Consider the following 12694-nt stretch of genomic DNA (forward strand, 5'->3'; position numbering starts at 1 on the left):
TTGGTGATATACCTCCAATCTTCCTGCGCCTGAAACCGGCGCGTGGGGGGATTGAGAGAAAAAGTGAGAAACATAAACCGCCGCCTCAGGGTACGAACCCGGGGGCGCGCACTTCAGCATCGTTTCAAAGTGATCGCCGGGACCACCGTGCTCGCGATCGCTGTGTCGTTGACACCGGCGGACGCACTCCAGTCCGAGCCTCGGGGCGACGCGCGCGCCGTCGGTAGTTCGACCGAAGTGATCGCCGCCGGTCGAGCCCCTGAGCCGCTTGCCGCGCCCAAGGCGCTGCCCAACGCGCCGCTGAGACCCGCTCCTGTCTGGCCGACGGCGCGCACCACGACGGTCGCTCCACGCACGGGGCAGAAGACGAGCACGGCCGAACCGGTGACGGTCGTCCCGGCCGACGGTGTCACGCCCGAACAGGTGCAGATCAGCACCCTCGACCACGCCGCAGCACGCCGGCTCGGCGCGGGCGGCATCGCGTTCACCCTCACGCCCAATCCCCCAGGAGCTGACGTCACCCCGGCGTCTGGCGATGCTTCCGCAGCCACCGGTAGGCCGGAGGGTGAGTCGGCCAGTGCCGACGGCGTGAAGAAGGCGGGCCCCGGCGAGCACCGGCGGGCGCGGATCCACGTGAACTACAACGGCATCAAGGGTGCCGCCGGAGCGAACTTCTCCGACCGCGTGCGGCTCGTGCGCTACCCCGGGTGCGTGCTGACCCGTCCGGACGACGCGGCGTGTGCCAAGGCTGAGCCGGTGGTCGCCCGCAACGACCGGCGTACGGGGGAACTCGTGGCCGACGTCGGCTTCGATCCCACGACTTCCTCTGCCTCGCCCGCCGCGGCCACGTCCGCCGCGTCATCGGAGTCGAAGGCTGCTGTCGAGCCGGTGGTCTACGCGCTGTCCGCCGGAACATCCGGTGACACGGGCTCGTTCAAGGCCTCCGTCCTGCCCGCGTCGGGGTCCTGGCAGGCTGGCGGGAACACCGGCAACTTCTCGTACTCCTATCCGTTCACGCTCCCGGACGTCCCCGGTGGGTCCGACCCGGCCCTTGGCCTGTCGTACTCGTCCCAGGCCGTCGACGGCCGCACGTCCGCCAGCAACAACCAGGCGTCCGTGATCGGTACAGGCTGGGAGATCGGCCAGAGTTACATCGAGCGCCGGTACCAGTCCTGCAGCGAGCAGGGTGAACCCACCTGGGGCGACCTGTGCTGGGCCAGTGACAACGCCACGATCTCGCTCAACGGCGTATCGGGCGAGCTCATCAGGGTCGACGCCGTCAACTGGCGGCTCAAGAACGACCAGGGCTGGAAGATCGAGCGCTGGAACGGCGAAGCCAACGGCGACGAGAACGGCGAGTACTGGATCGTCTCCACCCCTGAGGGGAGCCGCTACCACTTCGGCCTCGCCGCACAGCCCACCACGGGCACCGCCACCAACTCCACCTGGACGGTCCCCGTCTTCGGCAAGAAGGCCGGCAGTCCCTGCGAGGGCAAGTTCTGCAACCAGGCATGGCGCTGGAACCTCGCCCTGGTGAAGGACCGCCACGACACCGAGGCGACCTATTTCTACGGCAAGGACACCAACCGCTACCACCAGCAGAGCGGAACCGCCGCCACGGTCCCCTACGACCGGGGCGGATACCTCAAGGCGATCGAGTACGGGCACCGCCCGGACGGCGAGGCCGCCAAGGCTCCCGGACGTGTCGCTTTCACCTACGCGTACCGCTGCACGACGCTGAACAGCACCTGTGCCGCTCCCACCGCGAGCAGTACCGCGGCCTCGTACCCGGACGTGCCCGTCGACCTGATCTGCACGGCCACGTCCTGCCCGGACAAGTTCCAGCCGGCCTTCTTCGACACCCGGTTCCTGACGCGCGTCGACGCCCAGGTCGCCGACCGCGACCCGACCAAGGCGCACCGCACGGTCGACGCGTACACGTTCGTCCACCAGTTCCCGACCACCGAAGAGGCGAACTTCGACCCCAGCCTGTGGCTGTCGAAGGTCACCCGCACGGGCTATGCCGCCGACGGCACCACTCTGGCGCTGCGCCCGACGGACTTCAATGGCACTCTCCTGCCCAACAGGGTGGACCCACCGGCCGGCACGCCGAAGATGAACTCCTGGCGGGTCGGAACCGTCACCAACGAACTCGGCGGACGCACAAGCGTGACGTACGGCGTCGACGCCAACGGCGACGGCCAGGCCACCGAGGGGTGCACCCCCACGACGCTGCCGACCGACGAGTCGACCAACAACCGACTGTGCTACAAGATCCACTACGTACCCGACGGCGGCACCGCGACCACTGGCTGGTTCCACAAGTACCTGACCCTCAAGGTCACCACCCAGGACGGCGCCAACGTCACCCTTGAGAGGCCCGTCACCTACCGATACATCGGCGGCGGCGCTTGGCACTGGAGCGATGACCAGCTCACCCCGGTAGACAAGCAGTCCTGGTCGGACTGGCGCGGCTACTCCGAGGTCCTCGTCCAGGCCGGCACGGGCGGTTCCGCGGCACTCTCCCGCTCCCGCTACCACCGCGGCATGAACGGCGACCGCACGGCGACGGGCAGCACCAAGTCGGTCAAGGTCGCGGCGGACTTCTTCGCCGACCTCTACCCGGCCGAGGACCTCACCGACTACGACTACCTCGCAGGCCAGGTCCGCAGCTCCGAGGACCTCACCAGCGACGGCGCCACCGTCCTGAAGGCCACGAAGACGCAGCACTGGTACAAGCTGCTCGTCGACGGCACCGGAAGCCACGACGCACACTTCGTGCGTCCGCAGACCAGCATCAGCAAGGCCCGCACCGCCGCAGGCTGGTACCGCACCACACGTCACACCACCACGTACAACGGCACCTGGGGCATGCCGGAGAAGGTCGTCGACGAAGGCGATCTGAACGTAAGCACCGACTCCAAGTGCACAGTGACCAGTTTCGCCGTCAACAACGCGAACCCCAAGTTCCTCATGGTCACCCCGTACCGCGTCGAACTCCGGAACGCCACCGGCGCCACCTGTGGCACCACGCCCCACTCGCGCAGCGACAGCTACTACGACAACAAGCACGGGGCCACCGACCTCGGTGCGCCCGCCACCCAGGGAGACGTGACCCGCGTCGACGTCTGGTTCAACGGCGAGACCTCGTCCCGGGCCTACACCACCTATGACGTCTACGGTCGCGGCCTTGACGCCACCGACCCCCAGGGCAGCAAGACCTCCACCCGCTACAGCCCGACCACTGGGAACCCCGCCCAGGTCGACGTCGTCAACGCCGCGGGCTACACGACCAACACGGAGCTGGATCCGCTGCGCGGAACCCCCGTCAAGGTCGTCGACAACAACGGCGGCACCACGACCACCGCGTACGACGCCCTCGGCCGAGTCACTGAGGCCCGTCTCCCCGGCGATCCCACCGCCGCCGAGTACCCGCCCAGCTACGCCTTCGAATACCAGATGGCGGCCAACACGGTCTCCCGCATCACCACACGGCAGCTCCTCGGCCTCAAGTCGAAGGACGGCTCCATCCAGCCGTACTTCGCCACCTCCTACGCCTATCTGGACACCCTCGGGACCACTGTCGAGACCCAGTCCCCCTCGCCGCGCGGCGGACGTATCGTCACCACGGGCAAGACCGATGACCAGGGCCGCGGCATCAGCTCCTCCGGCTCGCTCCACGTGACGGGCGACGCCGGCAGCGGACTGGCCTCGCCGCCCGCCGCACAGTGGCCCTCGGAGACCCGTACCACCTACGACTCCCTCGGCCAGGCCACCGAGAGCGCCCTGTACTCCAAGGGCGTCTTCCAGTGGAAGACCACCTCCGCCTACGCCGCCGACCAGACCACCGTCACCCCGCCGACCGGCGGCGCCGCCACCACCTACGTCAACGCCCTGGGACAGACCACCAAGACGGTCGGCCAGGTGGACACCGGGAAGACCGCCACCACCACGTTCGCGTACAACATCCGCGGCGAGATGGTCTCGAAGAAGGACGAGAACCTCAACGTCACATCGACGTACGCCCGCGACTGGCAGGGCCGTCTGATCGAGACCAACGACCCCGACCGCGGACGGCAGTGGTTCTCCTACGACCTCGCGGGCCGGCTGAAGTCCAGCACGGACGCCGAACTACGCGAGACCATCTACGCGTACGACGAACTCGGCCGCCCGCTTGACATCCACCGCATCATCGGCGGCACCCAGACACCTCTCGCCACCTTCACCTACGACTCGCTGCCGAACGGCCTGGGCAAGCCGGCCGCGTCCACCCGTTACCAGAACGGGCGCGCGTACACGACACGGATCCTCGGCTACGACGATCACGGGCGGCCCACCGGCAAGCAGACCGTCGTCCCCGCGGAGGAAGGCCCCCTCGCCGGCACCTACTCCTACTCGTACGAGTACACGAGCGGCGGCGCACCCACCTCGATCGTCTACCCGGCCGCCGGAGGGCTCCCCGAGGAGCGCGTCAACACCAGCTATGACGACCTCGGCTTCGTCACCGGAGTCCGCAGCACCCTGGCCGACTACACCTCGGCCCTCTCCTACGACGGTCTCGGCCGCCTCGTCACCCGCACCGCCGGCACCGGCAGTCACCGCGTCGACCGGGGCTACAGGTACGACGAAGTCACCGGCCGCCTGACCAACATGAACGCCGCCTCCTTCGGCGACCTCGTCCAGGACGTCAGCTACCGCTACGACCAGCTCGGCAACGTCCTCGCCGTCAACGACGGCCTCACGGCCCAGCAGCAGTGCTACGGGTACGACCTCGGCCACCGGATGACCAAAGCGTGGACGCAGATGTGGTCCACCGGCGGCACCGGCTGCACACAGCCCGGCGCGTGGGGCCCCGCGCCCTACAACGAGCAGTACACCTACGACGAGGCCGGCCGGATCCTGAGCACCGTCAAGGACGGCGTCACCACCGCGCACTCCTACGGGCCCACGGGCGACACCGCGGCCCACTCGCACGCTCCCGTCAAGGTCGGCGGCGCGACGTACCAGTACAACAAGACCGGTCAGCTCACCAGCCGCACCACCGACAACAAGACGGACACCTTCACCTGGGAGTTCGAGCAGCTCACCAAGGTCGCCACAGCCGACGGCAAGGAGACCTCCTTCGTCTACGGCCCCGACGGTCAGCGGCTCATACGCAACGAACCCACGGGTTCGACCCTGTACCTCGACGGCATGGAGGTCACCGCCTCCCCCACCGGCACGAAGGCCACGCGCTACTACGCCGGCGGCGTCGTCCGTACCAGCACGGGCGCCGGAACCAGCACCACCAGCATCCTCGTCAGCGACGCCCAGGGCACCGCGTCCGTCGCCGTCGACCAGTCCACCGGGGCCCTGACGCGCCAGCGCTACACCCCGTTCGGCGCACCGCGCGGCGGCGAGAACCAGCTGGAAGAGACCACCGACCGGGACTTCCTGGGCCAACCCAAGGACGACTCCACCGGCCTCATCGCCACCGGCGCCCGCTTCTACGACCCCGCCATCGCGTCCTTCATCTCCGTGGACCCGCTGCTCGACGAGACCGGCGACGCCTACGGCTACGGCAACAACAACCCGGCGACCTTCTCGGACCCGACGGGCCTGAAGCCCGACGACTGCGGCTACGTCGGAGCCAGCTGCAAGATCAGCAACGGCAAGTGGGACGTCTCGGTCACCGACACGTACTACAGCTACTACGACATCGAAAAGCCGAATGCCACGGAAGCCGAGAAGCAGGCGAGAAAGGCCCGAAATCAGAAGGAAGCGGCCGAGCGGCAGGCCGAAGAGATCAAGCAGGAAATCGTCAACATCATCGGCGATCTCATCGGCTACAACGACGCCCGAGACTGTTTCACCAAGGGCGACGTATGGGCCTGCATCAGCACCGGCCTGAACTTGGTCCCCTGGGGCAAAGCCGTCAAGGCCCTCCAGGCAGGCTACAAAGGATGGAAGGCCTGGGGCCGCCTCTCCGAAGCCTGGGGCAACGTCCGCGCGGCCAAGAAGGCGTCCGAAGCGGCGGACGAAGCGGTTGCGGCAGAACGCCAGGCGGCAAAGCTCGCCGACGACGCGGCCGAGGCCAAGGCCTCAGACGACGCCTTGGACGGCATCAGCTGCGCCACGGACAACAGCTTCACCCCAGGAACTCCTGTCCTGATGGCCGACGGCACAACCAAGCCCATCGAGGACGTCGCCAACGGCGACGAGGTCCTGGCCACCGACCCGGAAACCAACACCACCAAGTCGGAAGAGGTCGCCCACACCATCGCCCGCACGGGCGAGAAGCACCTGGTCGAGCTCACGATCGACCTCGACGGCGCCAAGGGCACGAAGACCGGCAAAATCAAGGCGACGGACAAGCACCCCTTCTGGGTGGTCAAAACAAACAGCTGGACCGACGCCACCGACCTCCGTCCCCGTGACACCCTCCGCACCTCCGCCGGCACCTACGTCCATGTCATTTCGGTGGCGCGCTGGACCGAGACCACCAAGGTCCACAACCTGACGGTCAACAGCCTGCACACGTACTATGTGCTGGCAGGTACGACACCGGTTCTGGTCCACAACAGCACATGCCTCACATCCGCAATTCACGATGATCCGCTTCTCGTTAAGGCCGCCAAGAAAGCCGGCAAAAACGAAGACGTTCAAGCAGACCTCGATGCGATGCAGGAGCGACTGGGCGAAGGGAATATGAATCCGGGCATGGGAAACGGCTCTCTACCCGGTACTGGTATCTCCTATGCTCGCTCCAGGAACGGAGCAAGACTCTTCTTCCGGAACACGGAAAGCGGGGTTCAGATTGTTGGAAAGTCGAGTAAAGCAAATGAGGATGCAGTGATTGCAAGATTGAAGCGCATTTATGGCCAATGACCCCTTGGTTCAGAGGGCGATCGGTGGGGCATCTGCCCTTTTCAGGATTGCGCTCAATCAAGAATCGGACCAGGCATCAAACCTAGACCTAATTCTGACGCTGGAGGATGGATCACGCTGGAGCGCAACCATCCTTACGTTGGAAGAAATAGCCTCCATCTGGAGGCGGTGGGAAGTCACTGGGGAATGCTTCAATGGCAGATACTTCAACTGCCCTGACCTCCTACTTGTGAAGGACGCCGGAATCGACAGTATCTGTGAGGTCCTGGAAGACATTCTTGCGACCGGGGGACCGCGAGGAGTCCTCATGCGCCTCGAAGGCGATGGGTCAATCGACTGACCCCCAAGGCATTCGCGACTAGCGAATCTGGGGCTCCATCGGTTGCGACTGATGGGGCCGCCTGGGGTTTCTGACGGCAGTAGTTGACGGCAACGTCAGTGGAAGTGCGCCTCACCGGTTACGGGGCGGTGTGGGCGCGGCCGAGGAGCCGATGCGGGCACGGAAGCGAGGCTCTACGTGGACGGGAACATCACTGCGCCAATCAATCTTCGTCGAACCGCGCGAGCGGGCTGTTATTGATCCGAAACGCTTTGGGTTCAGGCTCGTTGACGGCGTGTGAGTGATCTGGTGGGGGATTCGCGGGCCTGGCCGCCGGACGCGCAGGAGGCCGTGCGGTTGCTGGCGGTGTCCGCGCTGGTGGATGGCCGGGACCGGGTGGAGGTTGCCGCCCTGTTCAAGGTGTCGGCCAGGGCCGTGGACAACTGGTGGGCGAAGTGGCAGGCCGGTGGGCGGGACGCACTGCTCTCCCGCGCTCGGGGTCGTCGCGAGGGCGAGCATCAGGTCCTGTCGGAGGCCGAGCAGGCCGCCGTTCGGCAGGCTGTCCTCGATCACATCCCTTCCGACCTGGGGCTTTCGGGTCAGCTGTGGGGGGCGGATAGGCGAGCTGATCTTCAAGCTGTACGGGGTCCGCTTCACCGAGCCCGGGGTGGGCAAGTACCTCAAGCGTTGGGGGCTGACCTTTCAACGTCCGGACAAGAGGGCGGTCGAGCAGGACCCGGAAGCGGTCCGCCTCTGGCATGAGGAGACCTGGCCGGCGATCCGGGCCAGGGCGAAGGCGGAGAACGGCGAGGTTCTCTTCGGCGACCAGGTCGGGATCCGCTCGGACCAGGTCACCGGCCGAACCTAGGGCGCCAAGGGCACGACTCCCATCGTCCGCCGGACCGGGAACCGGTTCTCCGTGAACGCGATGTCCGCGATCAGCACCCGCGGCCGGATGCACTTCATGGTCTTCACCGAGTCGTTCGACGCGAAGGTCATGTGCCGCTTCCTCGCCCGGCTCGTCGGGCACTTCGACCGGATGATCCACCTGATCGTCGACCGGCACTTGGCCCACCGCTCGAAGACTGTCCGGGCCTGGCTCGCCGGCCACAAGGACGAGATCGAGCTGCACTTCCTGCCCTCGTACTCACCCGAGCCGAACCCCGACGAGCTCGTCAACGCCGACCTCAAACGCAGCCTGCCCCACACCCACCGGGCCAGGAACCAGACCGAACTCGCCGCCGAAACCCGCAGATTCGTCCACAGACGCCAGCGTCAACCACACATCGTCCGCGGCTACTTCGGCGGCCCGCACGTCCGCTACGTCCTGGACCAGAACTCTTTGAGTTTCTGATCAATAATTGGATTCGCGAGAAGCCCCGCCAGATTTCGTTCCGGCGGGGCTACTGCGGTGTTTGACGGCAACGTCAGCGGACGACGGTTGTGGCGGGTAGGTCGTCAGGATCGTCGTCCTGGGCGCCGAGGGCGTTGCCGAGGGCGTCGATGGCTTGGCGTTGGAGGTGGAGTCGGACGTGGGCGTAGACGCCGGCGGTGACGCCGATGTAGGCGTGACCCAACAGCTCCTTGATCACGACGAGTTCGACGCCCTGTTCCAGGAGCAGGGTGGCGGTGGAGTGGCGGAGGTCGTGGAAGCGAATGCGGCGGAGCCCGGCCCGGTCGAAGAAGCTGCGGAAGCGGCGGGTGAGGTTGGCCGGGTCGAGAGGCCGTCCGGTCGGCGTGGTGAAGAAGAGGCCGCTGTCGCTCCAGGCCGACCCTGCCTGTCTCCGCTCCCTGTCCTGCCGCTCCTTGTGCTCCTTGTGGGAGTAGGGGCATTCGGTGGGGACGGCAATGCGGCGTTCGGATGCCCGGGGTTTTGTGGGCAGGTGGGTGAGGCCGCCAGCGCGGATGCGCTGGAGCGAGCGGCGGATGGCGGCCGTCCAATGCCGTACCAGCCCGAGCAGGTTCCGGTAGGAGGACCGACTGCGGCCGAGCGTCCGCTCGGGCCAGGAACTGCCGAATCGCCAGATAGTGAGGCTTTGCCAACTTGCCAGGCAAGGAGCGGTGTTGGGCTGACAGATGAGTGAAGCCCCTGGTAGACGGGTTCACGACCAAGATTCCCTCGCCCGACCAGAGGCTTCGTGTGCTTGTCTACCCGTGCGGGCTGGACGTGTCCAGCCGTTCCGTGTCTTTCCTCGCCGCTCGCCTGCGTGAACACCGTCGCCGGATCGGTAGCAGGTGGCGTCGGCTCCCTGCTGGCCGTCAGGCACTGCTCGCCTTGGCGCATCTACGGAACGGGAACACGTATGCCCAGCTCGCAACCGGTTTTCGCATCGGGACGAGCACGGTCTACCGCTACATCAGCGAGGTCGTCGATCTGCTGGCCGCGCTCGCGCCGACCCTTGAGGAAGCCGTCCGGTCTGCATCGATGAAGGCGTACGTCCTGCTCGACGGGACGCTCCTGCCGATCGACCGTATCGCCGCCGACCGGCCCTTCTACTCCGGCAAACAGAAGAAGCACGGGATGAACGTGCAGGTCCTCACCGATCCCTTCGGCCGGCTGCTGTAAGCCTCACCGGCCCTGCCCGGAGCCGTCCACGACGTCCGCGCAGCCCGCGAACACGGCATCATCGACGCACTTGCCGACGCGGGCCTGCCCTGCTGGGCGGACAAGGGCTACCGGGGCGCCGGCGGCACGGTCCGCATCCCGTACTGGGGACGGTGGGAAACGCTTTCCGCAGGCCAGCAAGCCGTGAATCGGTCCCACGCGAAGATCCGCGCACTCGTCGAGCAAGCCATGGCCACCCTCAAGTCCTGGCGGCTCCTCCGCAAACTGCGCTGCTCCACCACCCGCATAACCGCACTCATCCAAGCAGTGCTCACCCTGCATCACGCCAGCTCAACGGCAGGATGAAAAAGCCTCAGTCACGCCTGACCAGGCCACTTCGGCAAGATCGTGTTACGGGCTCGTAGCGGGTGGCGGCACCACCTCCACCGGACGTCCATGTTCTACGGGGCTGACACCTTGCGGAAGGCTCTGTGAAGACAGGTAGAGGCCGCCAATGGCATGATCTTGGTCACCTGCGATCGTGCTAAATGTCGCATAAGTTCAGACATCCTTCACCTTTCACTCAAGTCGGCGACTTGGATTCCGGCAAGATCCTGAGTTCCCTGTGAGATTCCTTTGACCGTTCGGCGTCGGTGTGGCATGTTTTTTCAGGCGCGCCCGCGCTACTAGGGAATTCCCTTTTGGCATTGGGGCCTGGAACTGTTGGCGGTTCATGATGGAACTGCAGAGATGAGCCTCCGGAGCTGCTCCGGGAGCTACGTCGAAGCCTGACGGTCTCGGGTCGTGGCGGGGTGACCTGCGCCGCAGCGTGCACGAACTGGCTCAGCCTTGGCACGGCCGGTGTGTTCTCGCGTCCTGCAAGTCAACGGCCGAGCCAAGCTCGTTCTCAACAAGTCCTCTGTTCGCATCGGAGCGTTCTCGTCATGGCCCCCGCACCCGCGCAGGATTCCGGAATATCGGCTTCTCGTAAGGCGAGTCCCGAAGTGAAGGCTGCTGAGCCAACTGCTGCGACAGAAACCCTTCGTGACGCATCGTCGCACAGTGTGAGCCGACCGCGTCTTCTTGTTCTGGGCGACTCGACTGCTGCGGTGAACCCGAAGCAGCGTCCCTTGCAGGGTTGGGGTCAGGCGCTTACCGAGGTGCTCGCCGGGCACACCGAGGTTCTCAACTTCGCGCTGTACAACGCCTCAAGCCGAAGCTTCTACACCCATCCATTCATTGGCGTGCTCAACAAGGCGCGGCCGGGCGACATCGCGCTCGTGTCCTTCGGGCACAACGACCAGAACATGATGGAGCCCGACAAGTACACGAGCGAAGAGGAGTACCGGGCGTACCTGGAGCTGTTTGCGGAGGCGCTGCGGGAGCTCGGGGTGTCGCCGGTGTTCGTGACGTCACTGGCTCGTGGGACCTTCCACGCGGACGGGCGGGTGGCCAACGGTTTGCGCGAGCGCGCTGACCTCATGGTCAAGGCCGCCGCCGATGCGGACGTACCGCTGGTGGACCTCAACCAGTGGTCCGAGGAGCTGTGGCAGGGCCTCGGCCCGACGGCAGCCGTACGCCTGCTGGGCTGGTTCGAACCCGGCGAGCACTCTGAGCACCCGCAGGGCAAGCGGGACTGGACCCATCTCAACATCCGCGGCGCCGAAGCCACAGCTGCGTGGCTGCTGACCCAGCTCGTCGAGCACGACCTGCTCACAGCGGCCGACATCCCGCAGCGAGCGGTGGATGCCGTCCTGACCGACGCAGAGGTCGGCGCCTTGAAGAGCGCGGCCGCCGAACAGGAAGCCCACCTCGTCCGGGTCGAATCGTGGTTGGGGCAGAAGCCTGAGCCGCAGCGCAAGCGGCAGTGGCTGCGGCGTGCCCAGCCTGAGGCTGAGCCTGTCGCGCCGCAACCGGTGACGATCACGGCCCCTCGAGCGCAGGCGATCGTCGGGCCGCTCGTCTCCCTGACCGGCGCCTGTCCGCCGGACACGGACGCGCTCTACTTCTTCGCCGGTACACGGTGCATAGGCACCACCCGTCCTGGCCCGAACGGGGTCTGGAACTGGCGCCGCGAGAGCGGCTGGCAGGCCGGTGAGAACACCCTGCTCGTCGCTGCGGGCCGCGGCCAGGACCTGACCAACACGGCGACCGTCACCTTCGTCGTGGTCACCCACGTCGAACCCCCGGTGATCGAATCGCCGTCGGACGGTTCGTACACGCACCCCCGGCCCGAGTTCCGCGGTACTGCCCAGAAGGGCGTGCGCGCCGTCCACCTCCTCGACGACGGCATCAGCGTCGGCCAAGCCCCGGTGGACGCCGACGGCAAGTGGAGCTGGAGCCCGCCCCAGACCTGGTCCCCCGGTCCCCGCAAGATCGAAGCCGTCGCCTGGGTCGCCAGCAACCACTCCGAGCCCGCGACCATACGCTTCCAGGTACACGGGATACCCACCGGGCACCCCGCCGAACAGCTGCGCCGGCAGGCCGATGCCCCCTTCACCGAAGGCACGCACCGCCCCCCGCTGCTGGTCTCGAGCCAGCAGACCGCCCCGGCCTTGGACCGGCTGGAGACCTCTGTGGACTTCCCCGCCGCTGCCTGGGCTCCTGTCACCTTCACCGTGCCGTCGTCCGGTGCCGCCTACGTCACCATCTCCGCGGCCCTCCACACCACCGCCGGCCCCACCGCCACGGTATGGGCGCTGTGGCGGGCCAGCGGCGGATACACCCCCGCAAGCCCCGCCCGTGGACTCTCCGCCCACGGCCCCAGCCGCGTCTACGCCTCCCGCCGCCACCTGCTCACCGGTATGAAGCCCGGCGAACGCGTCACCATCACGCCGCAGTGGAACATCAACACCGGTACCAAAACCCAGGTCCACTTCAGCGGCGGCCAACTCCTCGTCGAACCCGCATAACGGGCCCGAACTTTAAATCGCGCGGGACGCGATCGCGCTCAGATCCCGGGA

At 66.7% G+C, this 12694-nt stretch carries 2 protein-coding genes and 3 pseudogenes; 4 read left to right on the forward strand and 1 reads right to left on the reverse strand.

Translation table 11 applies throughout. The features are described from left to right. Window positions 1–129: 129 nt before the first annotated feature. A complete protein-coding gene (locus ACIA8N_RS15735) occupies window positions 130–6867 on the forward strand; it encodes an RHS repeat-associated core domain-containing protein (RefSeq protein ID WP_365780594.1) in 6738 nt (2245 codons plus the stop codon). A gap of 676 nt (window positions 6868–7543) precedes the next feature. After that, a pseudogene (locus ACIA8N_RS15740) lies at window positions 7544–8540 on the forward strand (IS630 family transposase). A gap of 73 nt (window positions 8541–8613) precedes the next feature. On the opposite strand, the pseudogene ACIA8N_RS15745 reads toward ACIA8N_RS15740, so the two are convergent. Then, window positions 8614–9147: pseudogene (locus tag ACIA8N_RS15745) on the reverse strand (tyrosine-type recombinase/integrase); the annotation flags it as partial. 179 nt (window positions 9148–9326) lie between these two features. Here ACIA8N_RS15745 and ACIA8N_RS15750 point away from each other — a divergent pair. Then, window positions 9327–10097 (forward strand): annotated as a pseudogene (locus ACIA8N_RS15750) (IS5 family transposase). Between the two features lie 578 nt (window positions 10098–10675). Continuing rightward, the gene (locus ACIA8N_RS15755; RefSeq protein ID WP_365780593.1) at window positions 10676–12643 is read left to right on the forward strand and encodes a GDSL-type esterase/lipase family protein; all 1968 of its coding nucleotides are present in this window, start codon (window positions 10676–10678) and stop codon (window positions 12641–12643) included. Window positions 12644–12694: the final 51 nt, after the last annotated feature.

Source organism: Streptomyces sp. NPDC051822 (assembly GCF_044452745.1).
In the GTDB taxonomy this organism is placed as follows: Bacteria; Actinomycetota; Actinomycetes; order Streptomycetales; family Streptomycetaceae; genus Streptomyces.